Source organism: Pseudomonas sp. TWI628 (assembly GCF_039673865.1).
In the GTDB taxonomy this organism is placed as follows: Bacteria; Pseudomonadota; Gammaproteobacteria; order Pseudomonadales; family Pseudomonadaceae; genus Aquipseudomonas.
Genome location: NZ_JBDJMM010000021.1, coordinates 43,895 through 60,895, shown reverse-complemented (window position 1 = coordinate 60,895; position 17,001 = coordinate 43,895). Strand labels below are relative to the sequence as shown.

The following is a 17,001-nucleotide window of genomic DNA, read 5'->3' as shown; positions in this document are numbered from 1 at the left end:
GGCGATTGGTCCATGAGGACAAGCCTAAGAGCCGTGCAATGCCAGTTGAATATGGCAATTCGCTGTATTTGCTGGCCAATCTGACCAGTACCTGATGGCGGCCTGAACAGCCCCCAATGCACGACGCCGCCCGGGCGAAAGCCCGGGCGGCGTCGTAGTATCGATAGCGTTAATGTCTCAGGCGCGGCTTAGATCACGGTGGCCAGGACGAACGACGTCACCGTGTTCTCGACCCCTGGCATGGCGGCGATTTCCGTCCACACATGATGCACGCGCTCCGGGCTGGAGGCCTCGACGCGCAGCAACAGGTCGAACTCGCCGCTGAGCACCTCGCACTGGATCACCTCGGGTATCTGGCGCAACGCATCAAGCACTGCTGCGCCGCGCATGCGGTCATAGCGGTAGACGAAGATCACCGCATTGATCAACGATGTCGGCCGCCGCCCCTCACCGATGCGCAACGTATAGCCCTGGATGGCCCCATCGCGCTCAAGGCGCTCAATGCGCTGGCGTACCGCATTGCGCGACAGATTCACTTTCAGCCCAAGCTCGGCATGGGCGATCCGTGCATTGGCGGTGAGTTCGGCGAGAATCCGCTCGTCCAAGGGGTCGAGGATGCGCTTCATCGCCTGGCCTGCAACTGAGCCAATAACGCGTGAACGCCTGCCAGGTCTTCGCGGCCCAGCAGCTGCCCGCCGCCAGCAGTGCCCGCCACGTCAGCAGGCACATCGCCGTGCCAGGCGCCCAGCTCCGCCAGCAGCCCGGCGGATTTTTCCGGGGCAAACTGCCCCAGCGTGACGATGGGCGCGCCAATGTTGCGCCGATGCAGGCGACCGGCGAAGGCCCCGGTGGCGGCATGTGGGTCTACTGCACTGCCGGTCTCGTGAAACAGTGTGACGACTTCTTCGCGGATCAGCGCATCGTCCACGGCATACGAGTCGAACAGCATACGTGCATGCAACCACTGGCGGTTGCCGATGCTCAGTTCGCCACAATCCTCGAAATGCTCCATCAGCGCCCTGGTCGCTCCGCTGTCGCGGTCGTACAGCTCCCAGACGAAGCGCTCCAGGTTGGAGAACAGCGAGAAGTCCATGACGGGCGACAAGGTCTGACTGGGTGAACCACGGCTGTAGCGATTGCAGTGAATGAACCGGTGCAAGGCATCATTGCGGTTGGTCGAGACAATGATCTGATTGATCGGCAGCCCCATCTTCTGGGCAATGAAGCCTGCGTAGATCTCGGCAAAACTGGCGGTGGGAATGCTGAAACCCACCGGCCGTATTCCCCCTCCCAACTGCAGCGCCGCGTGGAAATAAAACACGATCTGCGCCAGCACGCCGATCCAGTTAGTCGAGTTGAAGCTAACGGGAATCAGCTCGGGGCACGGCCATTCACGCAGCAGCGCCGACACCAGCGACTGGCAGTCATCGAAGCTGCCGTCCACGTCCACGCAGCTCACGCTTTCGCAAGCGGCATTGCGCATCACCGCCGCGCGGTCGGCCGGCGTCCCTGCGCTGGGGTACAGCGCCAACAGGCGTGCCGTAGGGCAATGCCGCAAGGCTTCGATAGCGGCCACCGCCGTATCGCCGTTGCTGGCGCCGACCAGCATCACCCGCTCGCAATCGGGCCCAAGGAAATGGCGGATAAGCCGCGCCTGCAACTGCGCGGCGAAATCCTTGGAAGACCGGGTAGGCCCGTGAAACAGCTGCAGAATCCATTCGTTATGGCCGATCTGTTGCAGCGGTGCAATCCCACGGTGGCGAAAGCCACGGTAACTGTCGCTGACCAGCGCCCTGAGGGTCGGCTCATCGAGGGTATCACCGACAAACGGTGCCATCACCCGCCAGGCCAGTTCGTCGAACGGCAACCAGGACCAGCTGGCAATTTCCTGCTGGCTGAACGTCGGCACTGCAGTCGGCACATAAAGCCCGCCATCAGCGGCCAGCCCGGAAAGCAGCGCCGTGCGGAAATCAACCCGTGTCTCATTACCGCGCGTGGATGTGTACTGCATCAGTGCTCCAGGATAAATATTGGATTAACGGTGGGCCATCGCCACCAACCAGTAGCTGAAGGCCTGGGCATCGGTGGACAACGCTTCGCCCAGGCCACGTACCAGGTAAAAGGACTCGCTCGCCTCGATGCGCTGGGTAAACGGTGCTACCAGCCGGCCTTCTTGCAGCAGGTCATCGACCAGCGATGAGCGTGCCAGCGCCACCCCGAGGCCCATTTCCGCCATGCGCAAGGTCGACACCAGGGTGTCGAACTGCAGGCCGCTGGAAGAGTCGACCTGATCGGCACCAACCCGCTCCAGCCAATAGCCCCACCCCTCCTCGTAACCCAGCACATGCAGCAACGGAACCTTGGCCAGATCGCCAGGCTCGCGCAGCGGGGAGTCGGCAATCAGCGCGGGAGAGCAGACTGGCACCAGCAGGTCGCGGGTCAGGCGCTGCGCCTCCACGCCAGGCCACTGCCCACTGCCCCAGCGGATTTCAAGGTCATCCTCGGCATCCAGTTCCTTGACCCACAGATTGCTGATGTAACGGATGTCGACCTGCGGGTGCGAACGTCGAAAGTCGGCCAGCCGGGGCGCCAACCAGAAGTGCAGAAACGACAGGCTGCCGCGCACTTTCAGGGGCCGGCGCTGGCGTTGCCCGAAAATTTCATTGGTGCCTACCGCCAGGCGGATGATTGCGTCCTGCACTACCGGCAAGTAGGACTGACCTTCTTCGGTCAGCCCCAGCCCGCGGGGCAGGCGCTTGAACAGCGCCACCCCCAACTGGCCTTCCAGGTGCCGAATCTGCTGACTTACGGCGCCCTGGGTGAGGTGCAGTTCCTCTGCTGCATGGGTGAAGTTCAAGTAACGCGCCGACACTTCGAAGGCTCTGAGCCAGTTCAAGGGAGGCAGGGTTTTCTGAGTCATCGGCGCTTTCTCATGGCAACGTTCCGGTGATCTAGTATCACCCTGCTCAGGCGACCTCGGAACCTGGCACCACGGTTTCCAGTTGCAGCGGGCGACGCGCACGGTATTTACGGGTCAGCCAGTACGCCAGGTAACACCAGGCGATGAAGGGCAAGCCGAAATACAGGGCTACGCGTTGGGCCGGGTCGAAGGCGATGCCGACGCAGGCCAGGACACAGCAGAAGATCGCCGCCAAGGGCACGAACGGGTAACCGCGCACGCGAAATTTAAGGTCTTCGAGCTTGCCCCCATGGGCGATGTAATGGCGACGGAAGGCCATCTGGCTGACGGCGATGCTGATCCACACCACCACCACCGCCAACCCGGAAATGGACACCAGTGCCAGGTAAATGGTATCGGGCGCAAACACGCTGCTGAGCAACGAAGCCATGCCGCCCGCCATGCTGAGCACGATGGCATTGAACGGCGTGCCGCGACGGGACAGCGAGGCATACCGGCGTGGCATGTTGCCTTGGTCGCTGAGGGTCCACAGCATGCGCGCGGCTGCATAAAGCCCAGAGTTGGCGGCGGACAGCAGCGCTGTGATGATCACGAAGTTCATGATGTCCGCCGCATAGGGGATACCAATCATTTCAAATACCATCACGAACGGGCTTTCCACCACACCGGCTTGCTCACGCGGCAACAAGGTAGCCAGAACAAAGATGGTGCCGACAAAGAACAGCGCCAGACGCAGCACGGTGGTGCGAATGGCCTTGGGCACGTTCTTTTCAGGGTCACGGGTTTCGCCGGCGGCAATGCCGATCAGTTCGGTACCCGAGAAGGCGAACGCCACCGCCAGCAGGGTCATGGCGATCGACCAGAAGCCAGTGGGGAACAGCCCTTCACGCGTGAAATTGCCCAGCCCGGCACTGTGGGCCTGGGTAATTTCGAACACGCCCAGGATTGCGCTGCCGCCCACTACCAGAAAGGCAACCACTGCCAGTACTTTGATCAGTGACAGCCAGAATTCGGTCTCGGCAAACGACCGCACCGAGATGATATTGCTGATGAACACCGCCAACCCGAACAGCGCACTCCATATCCACACAGGCGTGTCGGGGAACCAGCGCACCATCAGGATGCCGGCGGCGGTGAATTCTGAGCCGATGGCAACCGTCCAGGTCAGCCAGTACATCCAGGCCACCATGTAGCCAGTCCCCGGCCCGATGTAACGCGTGGCGTAGCTGCTGAACGAGCCCACCTCCGGCATGTGCACCGCCAGTTCGCCCAGGCACATCATCACCAGGTAGACCATGATCGCGCCAAGCACATAGGCGATGACCGCCCCTAGGGGGCCCGCCTGGTTGACCGTGTAGCCTGATGTCAGGAACAAGCCGGTACCGATGACACCGCCCAGTGCCAGCATGACGATATGGCGGGTTTGCATATCCTGCTTGAAGCTATGCGCTGAAGCATTTCTCGTTGTCGTAGTCTGCAGGGACATTGTGGTTTTCTCATGAAAGTTGGCGGGCAAGGACGTTGCAACGACCTCGTCTTGGCAGAGCGAAGTGAATTGCCTTGCATATTGTTTTTGTTCGACTTCATGAAGTGGCACCCACGCAAGTAGTGGGTGCTACGCGTCGGCCTCAGGCCTGAACCGGGCAGCCGTGTGTGTCACCGTGCAATTCCATTGCGGCCAACTCCTGGCGCACCGACGCGCAGGCCTGTTCCAAATCTGCCAGCAGGTCCTCGGTGTCTTCGATACCCACCGAAATGCGCACCAGCCCTTCGGAAATACCCAAGGCGAGCCGTTCTTCGAGGGTGTTTTCGACATGGCTGGTGGTACGCGCCGGGCCGTATATGGTTTCAACCGCGCCCAGGTTGCCAGCCCGATGGGCATACTTCAGGCGTGGCAGCAGCCGCGCCACGGTAGGCATGCCGCCTTTGAGCACAAAGCTGACAATCGCGCCGAAGCCGCGCATTTGCGCCTTGGCGATTGCATGGCCAGGGTGCTGGGGCAACCCTGGGTAGTTGACCGTTTCAACCAGCGGTTCGCTGCTCAAGTAATGCGCCAGGGCCTGGGCACTGGCCTGTTGCTGACGCAGGCGCAAGGCCAGAGTCTTGATACCGCGGATGATCAGGTAGGCGGAAAACGGGTCCAGGGCTGCACCGTTGATCTCGCGGTAGTGGCGTACCTTCGCCATCAACGGCTCGGCCCCGCACACCACCCCGCCCAGTACATCGCCATGCCCGGACAGGAACTTGGTAGCACTGTGCACCACCATATCCACGCCCAGGGCCAGCGGGTTCTGGTTCAGGGGGGTAGCGAACGTGTTGTCGGCCACCACCAGGGCGCCGGCTTGTCGGGCGGCAGCGCTCAGGCGTTGAATGTCCAGTACCTTCAGGGTGGGGTTGGTAGGGGTTTCCAGGTACAGGAGGTCGCAGCCTGCAGCAATCTCTCGCTCTAGCGCCTCGCTATCGAGGGTGTCGCACAGACAGACCTGCACACCCATGCGCGGCAGGAACTCTTCGAAGATCTTGTTGGTGCCGCCGTAACTGTCGCGGGTCGACACCACCCGTTTGCCGCTGGACAGGAAGGTGTGCAGCACGGCACTGATGGCGGCCATGCCGCTACTGAATGCCACGGCCGACTCGGACTGCTCCAGCTCGCACAGTTTCGCTTCCAGCGTGGCGACGGTCGGGTTGCTCATGCGGCTGTAGATGTAACCCGGCAATTTGCCCTGGGCCACGTCATACCAGGCATCGATGTCGTTGTAGCCGTAGGCGGCGCTGACCACGATGGGAGTCTGGGTGGCGTTGTACGGGTGCTGGATCTGTTCCCCGCCCCACACCACCCGCGTACCGACACCGGCCGCTGCAAGGCCCTGGTTTTTTTCGTTGTTGTTCATATACGGTTCCCGCACGGCTGAGTTGTATACGCCGATTGAGCATCGGCTGTCAGCGGACTATAGGGGCATGCCGGGGGGACTGAAAAACGATGGAATCCGGGTCTGAGTGGCGCTTTTTTTAATGGCTGGGGACCGGGCGGGCGCAACAGCCGCCCAGCCCCTCTCGGACCTCGGTCAAGGCCTGCCGAACTAGAGGCTGGCCAAACTTATAGCGCTTTCATTTCGGCGATATCCCGCACCACCTGGTCTGCCGACTGGTCGAACATCGCCTGCTCCTGGGCATCCAGCGGCAACTCGATCACCCTGGTAATCCCCCCCTCGGCCAGCACGCAGGGGACCCCCATGGCAATATCGGTACGCCCATACTCACCGTCGAGTATCGCAACCGCTGGCAAAATGCGATGGCGCCCGTTACCGATCGCATCCACCATCTGCGCAATGGCCACGCCCGGCGCATCGCAGGCGCTGCCGAGCTTCTTCAAGCCCAGAATCTCGCCGCCACCTTTGCGTGTGCGCTGCACAATCTGCTCGATCTGCTCACTGGACAGGAAGTGCGACAGCGGCACCGAGCCGATCTGGCAGTAACGCATCAGCGGCACCATGCTGTCGCCATGCCCGCCCAGCACCAGCGCCGTGATATCCCGGGCCGAAAACCCCGTCTGCTCGGCAATGAAGCACTTCATGCGCGCGGTATCCAGCACACCGGCCTGGCCGAATACCCTGCTGCGCCCCAGCTTGCTGAGCGAGCAGGCGCGATAGGTCAGCACATCGACCGGGTTCGACACCACCAGCACCGTCGCTGTCGGCGCATGACGGTTGATGTCGTGCATGATGCCGTCAAGGATCGGCAGGTTGATGCTCAGCACATCCTGACGCGACTGGCCAGGCTTGCGCGGCACACCCGCGGTAATCACCACCAGGTCAGAACCCTGCAGCATTTCGGCCTTGGACCCGCCGACAACCCGGGTATCAGAACCTGATTCGACCGCCGCCTGCCAGACGTCCAGCGCCTTGCCCTGCGCCAGCTCACCCTGCACATCCATCAACACCAGCTCACGGCACAACTCATCCCGAGCGATGATCTGCGCCGCCGCCTCGCCGACCAGGCCGGCACCCACGATTGTCAGTTTGTTCACCAGACACCTCCCAGCGGCGCGCGCCACCAGGAGCACGCCTGCGTATACAGAGAAGTATTGCCCGCCAAGGCGAAAAGACCATGTGATGCGACCGCATGCTATTGACAGCATCCCACCGCCCCGGAAATACTTTGTAAAGATTCATATAGATGACCAAATAACAAGGTGAATCGCTCCATGACCGCACTGCCCAGCTCTACGCGTTTGCCCGGCGCCACACCGCCGTGCGCCAACCCCATTCCTCCGAAGTTCGAAGTTTGCGCATCCAGTCGGCCATCTGCCCGCGACCGATAACGGCTCGCTACTGCCCGCAGAACCCCCTGTCATGCCTGCAATGCCTGAGTGCCGCTAGCGCGCCAGCCCAACCGAGATTCCCTGAATGACTCCCTTAGATCTACAGCTGTTGCTGACCGCACTGGTCAGTGTCCTGGTGCTGGTAGCGCTGATCGTGTCCCGTCTCAAGATGCACCCGCTGCTGGCCTTGCTGGTGGTGTCCATTGGCGTGGGCGTTGCCACGCGCATGGAGCCCGGCAGCATCGTCGCCCACCTGCTCACTGGCGCCGGCAAGACGCTGGGTGCGGTCGGGGTGGTGATCGCGCTTGGCGCGATGCTGGGCAAAATCCTGGCTGACGCTGGCGTCACTGAACAGGTCGCGGATGTGATCCTCAAGCGCACCTCGGACCGGATGATCCCTTGGGCAATGATGCTGGTCGCCTTTGTCATTGGCATCCCGATGTTCTTTGAAGTGGGCCTGGTGATCATGCTGCCGTTGATCTTCAGCGTGGCGCGAAAGCTGGAAGGCCAGGCCCGCTTCAAGGGCTCGGCGTATGTGTATGTCGGTGTACCGGTGATTGCCGCGCTGGCCGCCATGCACGGCATGGTGCCGCCGCACCCTGGCCCGTTGACCGCCATCGCGGTGCTCAAGGCCTCGGTCGGGCCCACCATGCTCTATGGCTTCCTGGCCGCTATCCCGGCCATGATCCTTGGCGGCCCACTGTATGGCCTGTTCATTGCGCCGCGCATGAGCACCCGGCCCGATCAGGCATTGCTGGACCAGTTCACACTGGCTGAAAAAGCCGACGGCCAACCCCGCCCCGGCGTTGCGGTCGGCATGCTGGCGGCGTTGCTGCCGGCGATCCTGATGCTGGTGCATGCCGTGGCAGAAATGCTGCTGCCCAAAGGCAATGCGCTGCTGGAACTGGCCAGCTTCCTGGGCAACCCGTTGATCGCCATGCTGCTGGGCGTGCTGCTCGCCGGCGCGAGCCTGGTACTGGCGCGCGGCGGCGACGCCGAACAGCTGCGCGATGCGCTGGGCAAAAGCCTCAAGCCGATTGCCTCGATCATCATGATCATTGCCGGGGGCGGGGCCTTCCAGGAGATGCTGACCAGCGCCAAGGTCGGTGATGCCATCGTGCACCTGACCCAGCAATCTGCCTTCCCGCCGTTGATCCTGGGGTGGCTGATCGCGATGCTGTTGTCGGTGTCTACCGGCTCCGCCACGGTCGGTATCGTGGGCGCTGCCGGCTTGCTGGCGCCGCTGGCAGGTGCTGATCCGAGCCTGAACCTGCCATTGCTGGCCCTGTCGATCGGCTGCGGTTCGCTGTTCTTCAACTACGCCAACCATGCGGGCTTCTGGATGGTGAAGGAGTCGTTTGGCATGACCATGGGTGAAGCTACCAAGACCATTTCGGTGGTGCAGTCCATCGTGGCGGTGGTTGGTTTGATCGTGGTGTTGATGCTGAATGCGGCGATTACGGTGAACTGAGCCGGGAAAACCGGCCCAGTTCATCAACTGCCTCAGCGTTTTTCTGCGACCAGGGTGTAGCACATGGGTATCTGTGCCGCGCCCTGCTCATAGACGTCGTACACCTCCTCCCGATTGGAATGCGGGTATTCGTCGAATGCACGAAGGCTCAAGCCTGCGCCAGCAACGCTCATGAGCACCTCGCTTAGCGGGTGGAGATGCCAGTAGGACTGCAACTCGTTTGGCTCGCCCTTGCCTTCGTAAACAATGGCGCCCGTTTCGACCAGCGGTTCGGCCAGGAAATAGGACGTGCTGATGCGCCAAGGGTCGCTGGCGTCGGGGTCGAGCATTTCCAGGAAGGGGTGCGTTTCGTAGATCACCAGGGTGCCGCCCGGTTTCAGCGTTCTGGCGACGTGGCTGAAGAACAGCGCGAGGTTGGGCATCCAGTTCAGGACACCGATGGTGATCAAGGCGACATCGAAGCGCTGCTCGAGATTTGCCGGTAGTTCGTGGATGTCTGACTCGATGAAGACGGGCGAATAGGGGGACCTTTCGGCCAGCTCGTGCGCTTGCTTCAGAAACTCCGAAGACTGATCGACGCCCACCACTTCCGATGCGCCAAGGGCAAACAGCGATATCGCTTCGCGGCCATTGTTGCAGCCCAGCTGGATAACGGCCTTTGCCGTTATGCCTACCTGTTTCAACTGGTCGGTCAAGGTTGAATCCAGGCAGGAAAAGTCCTTGTTCGCCACTGCGGCGATGAGCCGTTTCCATTCAGCGCTGCGCCGGTGATGATCGGCGGACGCATTCCAGGCATCACGGTTTTTGGCAATGACATCCTTGTGCGAAATCATCTTGAACCTCATCTTGGGTTGTTGAGGTTTATGACGTTAGCAGATGTGTCGAACACCAACTGGCGTTACATGCTGTTACTTCTAACGGCAAAATAAATCAGATTTAACCCCTTTCTTGTAGGGCATTTCCCAAAGATACTGGCGCGATCTATTTTCCGTTGCAGCCTGGCTAACTAGCGCTCTAGTCTCGGGGTGTCGTTGCACATCAACGATGCAGCTTTGACAGGCTGGAATGGTAAATAGTCTGCGGCTAGCCCTTATGGTGGCTGTATGTGGAGCACGCTCGCGTGCGCCGGGACTTTTGCTATTTCCACCGGTCTGTCAATCCACGTACAGCTGCCACCAATCTGTTTGACAGCAGGCTGGTGGACGCACCCATTGGGTAAATAGCCATGCTGAAAATAGTCCCCGATCCACCTTACCTACACGCCCTCGAAGACACGCTGATGATGGCTGCTGACTACGCACTCTGTGCCGAAGTCGTTGCCCAGCAGGCGATGTTGATGCAGCCCAAGTCACCCGTGTCATTGTTGATCATGACGTCAATGCGCGAGCTGGATTCCCTGCGCAAATTGCTCGAATCCGCGCTGGCTCAAATCCAGAAGCCAGCGGATCCGCAGACGCTGCATTAATCCGCATCACGACTTGCCTGGCCTGACGCTTTCGCAGGCTTGCTCTCTCACACAGCACCGCCCCTGAGGTTGTAGACGACCCTTAGGTGTGTGGTGAACCTGTGGGCACCCGGCTTGCCGGCGATAGGGCCAGCCCAGGCATCTTCAACTTCAGGGAGATCAAACAATGGCCATCGAAGAAACCCACTTCACTGTCGGCAAAACCACCTTCTACCAAGGTGATAACCAGACCCATCCCCTCTTCCGCATCGAACCCGGCATCCCTTGCCAGAGCGCCCGCGAACAGGCCTCAGAACTGATGGGCTACGTCCGCGACCTGACCATCGACGGCCTGATGGAAGACAAACCCCAGCTGCTCTGGGCCTCGCACTACCTCAGCGCCCTGGCCAAGGCACTGCTCGATGATGCCGAACTGGGCATGATGAAAGATTGAAGTCGAGCCACCCGCCCCTGTGGGAGCCGCGCTTGTCGTGGCGACGAACCGCGGCGATGGGCCGCAAAGCGGCCCCAACAACCCAAGCACCCGCGCAGGCTTGCAAGAGAATTCATCTATGTCGGAAGACGACTTCCCACGCCAGCTGTGCAGTCACTCAAGGTTGCTTTCATACCGCAGCCATCCTGCAACCCCTGCTGCCCCACCTACGCGGTCTTTAGGATGATTGCGTCCTTCACTGACAGGCACTTGCGGGAAGTCGAATGGGCTCATCCCCTCAATACAAGCCACGTTAACCCCGTACTGGTCCGGCACAGAGCGACGCTGATGGAAGGTATAGATCCCACACTTCGAGCAGAAGTAGTGCTTGGCTTCACGTGTGTTGAATTGATAAAGGGTCAGCGCTTGTTCGCCTTGGGTGACGGTGATGTCGTTCAGGTTGGCTGATACCGCCACGGCGCCACGCATGCGGCAGAGCGAGCAGTTGCACCTTCGCGCTGTACGCAGCCCGTCGGTCAAGCGCAGTGAAAATCTCACTGTTCCGCAATGGCAGGCTGCTTGATAAACAGGGCGATCATCGTTTTTTTCATCAGTCATAGCGTTTCTCTAGTCTGAGAAGCCAATCTGGATATTCACGGGGCAAGGCCAAAATGGGTGTCTATTAGCCTGAATGAAACGATGAATGCCTCGTCCCAAACCTTATGCGAGATAACCCTGCAACAAGCGCCGCACATTTTCCACTAGCGCAGACTCCCCCTTACGCGGTGGAAGCAGCGAGAACCTGGCTTGCGCCAATACCGGCAAGCCAGTCCTGTAAGGCTCCACACCATGGGGGACAGCACTCGCGTTAAGGCACGCAACTCCAAGCCCTGCCTTCAATGCCGATTGCAACCCCGCCACCCCTGAAGTCGAGTAAACGATCTCGTATTCGACATGGGCGCGTTCCAGCACCTGGCAGCTGTACTCCGACAATCCGCACCCGCTGATCGCGAGCAATGGCAGCGGCTGCCCAGGCTCTGGAACCCAACCGGCAGCGGCTACCCATTGCAGTGGCTCCTGCCTTACTTCAAACAGGTTGGATGAAGACACGCGCTCGTTGAAACGCATGGCCAAGCCAATGTCCAGGTGGTCATTTGCCCGATCAATTTCCAGGCTCTTTTTCATCACCACATGCAGTCGAAGCCGTGGATGCCATTCACGAAGTTTTTTCAGCAGCCCTGCAATGTCGTCGGGGCGAAAGTAATCAGTGATCGCTAAGCGTATCTCCCCTTCGAACTGTTCGCCTCGAACGTCGGACAGCGCCCGCTCGCCCAGGGTGATGATCTGCCTGGCGTGGCGCAAAAGTCGTTCACCAGCAGGTGTTGGGCGAACGCCTTGCTTGCCGCGAATGAGCAACTCGACACCGATGGCATCTTCCAGCTTGCGCAGCTGTTCGCTGATGGCGGAGGTCGAGCGAAACAATGCCGGGGCGGCTGCCGAGATACTGCCTGCCTCACAGACCGCCAAATAGACGTGGAGCTGAGCAATGTCGAAGTGGTACATGCAGGTTCCGGATAAACAGGAAGATGAGCACTGATTTTCCCGCTTTTTAGGAACATGTTCAAAGGCTAAGTTACAGGCACATTCACTGACGAGGATGACTCAAATGCCTGGTATCACCCTGACCCTGTCCGGCGCGCCGAATACTGCGTTGGCGTCCGACCTCAGCCACGAGCTGACTGAACTGACTGCACGCGTTCTGGACAAGCAGCCATCACAAACGATGGTGATCGTTCGGTTCGTCGACCCTGGCTTGTGGTTTATCGAGAATGAATCGCTTGAGAGCTTGGGGCGCAATAGCTTTCGCCTGGAGGTCACGATCACAGACGAAACGACAACAGTGGAGCAGAAACGGCGGTATCAGCGTGAGGCCTATGATCTGCTTTCGGGACGTATCGGCAATGTGCACCCTCATTCGAACGTCCACATCATAGACGTGCGCGCTACGGCTTATGGCTATGGCGGGGTGCCGCAAAGCGCGAAGCTGTGGAGCTGAAGCAGGTAACTCGGCCTGGCGTTATCGAACCAGCGCTAGCCGCAAGCCAAGCCCCACCAGTACCGCGCCCATTGCGGCATCGATCGGCCGACGCACCTTTGTGTAAAACGCCCGCACCCGAGCCGTGGAAAACATCAATGCCACCGTGGAAAACCAGGCAAACGCAACAAGCGTGACCACCACCACGGCAGCAGCCATCACCCAGCCTGGGGCATGTGCCGGCAGCACGGTGATGAAAAAGCTGCCGAAGAACGCCGCGGCCTTAGGATTCGTGGCAGACACCAGCAACCCGACGCGGGGTGCTGCTGTGGTGGTGTTTTGCGTCGTGCTGATTTCGAGGGCTGCATAAGGCCGCCGCGCGCCAAGCAGCATTTTGATGCCCATGTAGATCAGATACGCCGCGCCCACTACCCGAATCGCGTCATACAACCACGCCACTGTGCTCAGCAAAACACCCAGTCCGACAATCGCCAGCACCGCCCAGATGGCGATGCCTGCGCTGGTGCCCATTGCAACACCCATTCCTCGGCTGCGGCTCACCAAGGCGTTGGAAGTGACGGCGATGAAATCGGGGCCTGGGCTTACGCAGGCCAGGAGCATGACGGCGCCAATGGTCAAAAGCTGGGGAACGTAGTCCACGTGATGTCTCCAGTTACTTCGTTGTCTATCGCGCTACGTCGTAATGCACCGACAGCAGGCCTTTCTTCTCTTTGAGCTTGAGCACCTGGATCGGCCCGACCAAGCCCGTCGAGGCGACATGCGTGCCGCCGCAACCGTGCATCGGCAAGGTGCCAAAACACACTGAGCGGACGCCGTCCTGGTCGCTCAACTGCCGCGGCAGCTCACGCTCGATCAGCGCGTTCACCGCCGCCTCGATGCCTTCGGCCGTCAGCGGCTCGCAACCCGCCTGGCGCTCGAAAACCACCCGGCACTCCCCCGGCCAGTGGTGGCCTTTGCTGGGGAGCCAGCCCAAGCTTTGCCCGACACAAGCAATCAGGTGACCGGCGGAATGCAGGCGAGCATGCAGCGCACGCACCTCGGGCGAGATGGCAATCTCGACGCTGCCCACGGGCACGGGTTGCCCGACGACATGCACCACATCGCCCTCGACATTGAGCACCTCCTCTACCCGGATACCCGCGATGGTTCCCTGATCCGCCAGCTGCCCGCCGCCCTGAGGGTGAAAGAGGGTCTCGGCCAAATAGACCCGGCACCGTCCATCCTCCATCGGCGTGCAACGCACCACGTGCGTGCTCAAGGTCAACTCATCGCTGGTGTAGTACGCCCGTTGCGTCATCGATCAAAATCCTTGTTACTTTCCAGGGCAGCGCCCGCTCAAGACTCAAGGCTAAAGGGCGAGGACTTCGCGCACTTGTAAAAAATTGATGGGGCAACAGCGATCAGTAACGAGACGGTGCAACCCCAAAGGCTTGCTTGAAGGCCCGATTGAAGTGGCTCTGGTCGTAGAAACCCACCTCTTGCGCGACCCTGGTCAATTCCCACTGGGTATGGCTCAGCAGCACACAGGCGCGCTCCAGGCGCAAACGCACCAGCCAGGCATGTGGCGTCATGCCGACTGTTTGCTTGAACAGCTTGAGGAAGTGAAAACGCTCCAGGTCGCACAACGCAGCCAGTTCTTCGAGCGTTATCTTGTCCGCGAAGTGTTCGTTGCAGTAGTCCCGCACACAATGCCACTGCACGATCGAAAGCGTGCCCTTTACGAACTGCGGCTTGACCATCCGCGCTTGGGCGAACAGCCGCCCGAGCAGCATGAGCCATTGAGAATCGACGAACAGCGGGTCTGTAGGCAGGCCTGCTGCGAGCGCGTCGTGCAGCCGAGAAAGCTGGATGGCGAGGCTGGCATCCTGCAACACCGCGCCACCCAGGGCGGAAAACTGGTCACGGCCCGTGAGCTCTTCGGTCACGCTGCGCAACAGGTCGGCGGATACGCGAAAGGTCTTGAGCGTGTAGGCGTCGTCGCCTGCACTGATGCCATCGTGGATTTCGCCGGGTGGCATCAACTGGATGGTGCCCGGCGAGAGCAGCGTCGTCTCGCCATTGAGCACCTGGCGCTGCACGCCATCGGTGATCAGGCCGACGTGGAAATCCAGATGGTAGTGACTGCCGAAACGAAAGCTCGAGAAACGCGCCTCGCTCAGCACCAGCCCGGGGATTTCGCTGTTGCGTTTGTAATGAACGTGGTCTGCCATCGACCGCCTCCTGCCACACCGGAGGGGATCATCTCATACCTGATCTTGTGGGGGCTGGCGTGGTTGTCGGGTTGAAGGCTTGGCAAGGCTGCGTCAGCGCTTGGCTGGAGGGATCGCTGGGACTTTCTTCAAGACACGAAAAAGGCCTGCGTCGCTGCAAGCCTTGATATCTGGTGCGGAGACAGACGGACGGATGTAGAACTGTGATGTGGCCGGTGCAGCGGGTGATGAGTGGATGGCACGGGCTTCGCCCATGTTCGCGGGTGAACCCGCTCCCACAGTGATCGCGTTAACTGCTAGAAAAGAGATCGAGCAGCAACTGGAGCTCAGCGCGCAGCACCACATAGCGAGAAACACCCGGCAACTGTTCTACACGGAAACCCAGCCGAACATTTCTTACCATAGCGGCCAGCAAAGGAGCCGCCGTGGTCACCACCCCATCCCCCATCTTCAAGATGAACCGCATCAGCACTACGCAAAACTACGCGTCCGCACTCGGCGTCGGCCTGGCTTAAGAACAGCCCCAGCAAGGCCCGTTCGGCCTTCGGGTGGCCCACGTAAAACAGCTCGGTGGCTTTCTTCGGGCAAGCCGATCCTGTCAGCGCCAAGGCACCGGTTTTATCGAACATCCTCGGTTTTGAGGATACCCCCCTTTAAGAGAAAGTACGTTAAATTCCAGTGGTGATTAGGTCTCGTTGAAGGACCCACAGTTGTTGCATTTAATTACAATACCCACAATCTGAGTTCTTGCGATTCCTTGGGTGAGATGGGAGCGGCATTTTTCACAGCATAATGCAACTCCAACGTCATACCCTTGGAATAGAACTGTGCCTTCGGTAGTTTTCTCGAAAACCGCCCTGGTATTGGGGTCCGGCTCAGGAATTACTTTAAGTGGTATTTCCTCCTCTATCGGCGGAAGTGCTCTTTGAACAACCGCAGTGACATGACAGTCTCGATAGAGCTTTCCCGATTCGCAAGGACATGGCTCGTCTAGATCGATCTTGGCCATGATTATACCTTCATCACAGTGATTGGCATGTCAGGGTCGATATAACGTCCTAGCTCAGGAGTTTTTAATTTCATCTTGGTAAGCATGACTAAAAGATACGTGAAAAATCTGCCAAACGTAGCATCTTTCGCACCCTCGATCACAATGCGAAGCGTAGATTGAAGTTCGGGCTCGTTGTTTGTGGCACGCTTGTGGGCAGTCAATACCAAATTGACAAACTCGTCCGTATCCAGAAGCATATGCTTCTCACCGGCACTGAAATCAACGTGCTCGTATCTTAGTAGCCCCTCGCCTAAGACGCATATGAGGTTTACAAAGTAATTCACATTATGAACGGCGGCACATTGCGCTTGCCAGTTTTGCTTTAGAGACTCTAACGAGTTCCCTGCTAGCTGATAGCCTAGAACTATTCCGAATGGCCTGGAGGGTCTAACTAAAGTTACGTGCTCTTCGGTCTGTATAACTCCAAGGTCGCGAGGAGCTAGCTCTTTGAAAGATGCGATTTTTTTGGCCGCATCATCAAACTCTGTTTTAGATAGCGATGACTTGACTTCAATGATCCCATAAATTCCTTCCATTGGAAGTATTGATGTCTTACCTGAGTAAAGTATTGGGCAATTAACGGCATCGTAGATTATGATGTCAATAGCGTGGGAGCGTTGGCCGCTTTGTGTTAGCACCTCTCCTTTGGTAACACCATAGCGGGACGGAAGATGCTTCTGAAGGAAGTCCATAAGTAGCTCTTCCCGGTTTTCCCCTTTGTCTCCATTATGCTGAATGAAGCCAGACTCTTTGAACTTGGCAAGCATCGTCATCTCTATGGATGCGAATAAGTCCTTCAACCCCATGATCCCACCCTGACTTTGTCCCTAGATAAGTTTGCGCGCCGGCAATGGCTTCTTGATGGTTGATGAACACCATCGAAAGACTTTTGGCAACTAGCCATGACCATCCTAGCAGGCCACCCGGGACAGTTCCTGGGGTAGGCATCGCAATAGCACCTGCCTGAACGCCAAGGGCCATCCGAAAGCAGCGGGCCCTTGGTGTCCGAAAGGAGAAACGGGGAACGAACGGGGAAAATCGACCGGTCAAAAAATAAAAAAGGCCTGCAGATTGCTGCAAGCCTTTGAATTCATT

Annotated in this window: 18 protein-coding genes; 4 read left to right on the top strand and 14 right to left on the bottom strand. The window is 59.3% G+C overall.

The genetic code is table 11. The features are described from left to right. Nucleotides 1-188: 188 nt before the first annotated feature. The 6 genes from ABE528_RS17630 to ABE528_RS17605 all read right to left on the bottom strand — a co-directional run bounded on the left by ABE528_RS17630 (nucleotide 189) and on the right by ABE528_RS17605 (nucleotide 6,947). Nucleotides 189-626, bottom strand: coding sequence for an Lrp/AsnC family transcriptional regulator (locus tag ABE528_RS17630; RefSeq protein ID WP_152958060.1), 438 nt, complete (start codon nucleotides 624-626; stop codon nucleotides 189-191). Continuing rightward, nucleotides 623-2,011: a threonine synthase gene (locus tag ABE528_RS17625; RefSeq protein WP_346653650.1), complete on the bottom strand. Its 1,389-nt coding sequence runs from the start codon at nucleotides 2,009-2,011 to the stop codon at nucleotides 623-625. Before ABE528_RS17625 ends, ABE528_RS17630 begins: the two co-directional genes overlap by 4 nt. Before the next feature lie 24 nt (nucleotides 2,012-2,035). Further along, on the bottom strand, nucleotides 2,036-2,920 hold the full coding sequence (locus tag ABE528_RS17620) for a LysR substrate-binding domain-containing protein (protein WP_152958058.1): 885 nt from the start codon (nucleotides 2,918-2,920) through the stop codon (nucleotides 2,036-2,038). 46 nt (nucleotides 2,921-2,966) lie between these two features. Next, nucleotides 2,967-4,406 carry an amino acid permease gene (locus ABE528_RS17615; RefSeq protein WP_346653649.1) on the bottom strand — a complete coding sequence of 480 codons (1,440 nt, stop codon included), beginning with the start codon at nucleotides 4,404-4,406 and terminating at the stop codon, nucleotides 2,967-2,969. Between the two features lie 142 nt (nucleotides 4,407-4,548). After that, entirely contained in the window at nucleotides 4,549-5,811 is a 1,263-nt protein-coding gene (locus ABE528_RS17610; RefSeq protein WP_346653648.1) for a cystathionine gamma-synthase family protein, read from the bottom strand. A 206-nt stretch (nucleotides 5,812-6,017) separates the two neighbouring features. Further along, the gene (locus ABE528_RS17605) at nucleotides 6,018-6,947 is read right to left on the bottom strand and encodes a malate dehydrogenase (protein WP_346653647.1); all 930 of its coding nucleotides are present in this window, start codon (nucleotides 6,945-6,947) and stop codon (nucleotides 6,018-6,020) included. A 379-nt stretch (nucleotides 6,948-7,326) separates the two neighbouring features. On the opposite strand from ABE528_RS17605, the gene ABE528_RS17600 reads away from it, so the two are divergent. Beyond that, nucleotides 7,327-8,712, top strand: a complete 1,386-nt coding sequence (locus ABE528_RS17600) for a gluconate:H+ symporter (RefSeq protein WP_346653646.1) — start codon at nucleotides 7,327-7,329, stop codon at nucleotides 8,710-8,712. Nucleotides 8,713-8,744: 32 nt separating this feature from the next. On the opposite strand, the gene ABE528_RS17595 is transcribed toward ABE528_RS17600, so the two are convergent. Further along, nucleotides 8,745-9,545 carry a class I SAM-dependent methyltransferase gene (locus ABE528_RS17595; protein ID WP_346653645.1) on the bottom strand — a complete coding sequence of 267 codons (801 nt, stop codon included), beginning with the start codon at nucleotides 9,543-9,545 and terminating at the stop codon, nucleotides 8,745-8,747. A gap of 392 nt (nucleotides 9,546-9,937) precedes the next feature. On the opposite strand from ABE528_RS17595, the gene ABE528_RS17590 reads away from it, so the two are divergent. Both ABE528_RS17590 and ABE528_RS17585 read left to right on the top strand, forming a co-directional pair. Then, a complete protein-coding gene (locus ABE528_RS17590; RefSeq protein ID WP_346653644.1) occupies nucleotides 9,938-10,177 on the top strand; it encodes a hypothetical protein in 240 nt (79 codons plus the stop codon). 166 nt (nucleotides 10,178-10,343) lie between these two features. Continuing rightward, nucleotides 10,344-10,610, top strand: coding sequence for a DUF3077 domain-containing protein (locus ABE528_RS17585; RefSeq protein ID WP_346653643.1), 267 nt, complete (start codon nucleotides 10,344-10,346; stop codon nucleotides 10,608-10,610). Nucleotides 10,611-10,763: 153 nt separating this feature from the next. Here the strand turns inward: ABE528_RS17585 and ABE528_RS17580 are convergent, their stop codons facing one another. Both ABE528_RS17580 and ABE528_RS17575 read right to left on the bottom strand, forming a co-directional pair. After that, nucleotides 10,764-11,207, bottom strand: coding sequence for a GFA family protein (locus tag ABE528_RS17580; RefSeq protein ID WP_152959259.1), 444 nt, complete (start codon nucleotides 11,205-11,207; stop codon nucleotides 10,764-10,766). Between the two features lie 102 nt (nucleotides 11,208-11,309). Continuing rightward, complete coding sequence (locus ABE528_RS17575) at nucleotides 11,310-12,152, bottom strand: LysR family transcriptional regulator (protein WP_346653642.1); 843 nt, start codon at nucleotides 12,150-12,152, stop codon at nucleotides 11,310-11,312. 103 nt (nucleotides 12,153-12,255) lie between these two features. On the opposite strand from ABE528_RS17575, the gene ABE528_RS17570 reads away from it, so the two are divergent. After that, nucleotides 12,256-12,645, top strand: coding sequence for a 4-oxalocrotonate tautomerase (locus tag ABE528_RS17570; RefSeq protein WP_346653641.1), 390 nt, complete (start codon nucleotides 12,256-12,258; stop codon nucleotides 12,643-12,645). A gap of 21 nt (nucleotides 12,646-12,666) precedes the next feature. On the opposite strand, the gene ABE528_RS17565 is transcribed toward ABE528_RS17570, so the two are convergent. The 5 genes from ABE528_RS17565 to ABE528_RS17545 form a co-directional block, all read right to left on the bottom strand. Continuing rightward, a complete protein-coding gene (locus ABE528_RS17565) occupies nucleotides 12,667-13,284 on the bottom strand; it encodes a LysE family transporter (RefSeq protein ID WP_346653640.1) in 618 nt (205 codons plus the stop codon). Between the two features lie 25 nt (nucleotides 13,285-13,309). After that, on the bottom strand, nucleotides 13,310-13,942 hold the full coding sequence (locus tag ABE528_RS17560; protein ID WP_346653639.1) for an alanyl-tRNA editing protein: 633 nt from the start codon (nucleotides 13,940-13,942) through the stop codon (nucleotides 13,310-13,312). 103 nt (nucleotides 13,943-14,045) lie between these two features. Then, nucleotides 14,046-14,855: an AraC family transcriptional regulator gene (locus tag ABE528_RS17555; protein WP_346653638.1), complete on the bottom strand. Its 810-nt coding sequence runs from the start codon at nucleotides 14,853-14,855 to the stop codon at nucleotides 14,046-14,048. 685 nt (nucleotides 14,856-15,540) lie between these two features. Then, nucleotides 15,541-15,864: an SEC-C metal-binding domain-containing protein gene (locus tag ABE528_RS17550; protein ID WP_346653637.1), complete on the bottom strand. Its 324-nt coding sequence runs from the start codon at nucleotides 15,862-15,864 to the stop codon at nucleotides 15,541-15,543. A 2-nt stretch (nucleotides 15,865-15,866) separates the two neighbouring features. Further along, on the bottom strand, nucleotides 15,867-16,712 hold the full coding sequence (locus ABE528_RS17545) for a DUF6602 domain-containing protein (protein ID WP_346653636.1): 846 nt from the start codon (nucleotides 16,710-16,712) through the stop codon (nucleotides 15,867-15,869). Between the last annotated feature and the right edge of the window lie 289 nt (nucleotides 16,713-17,001).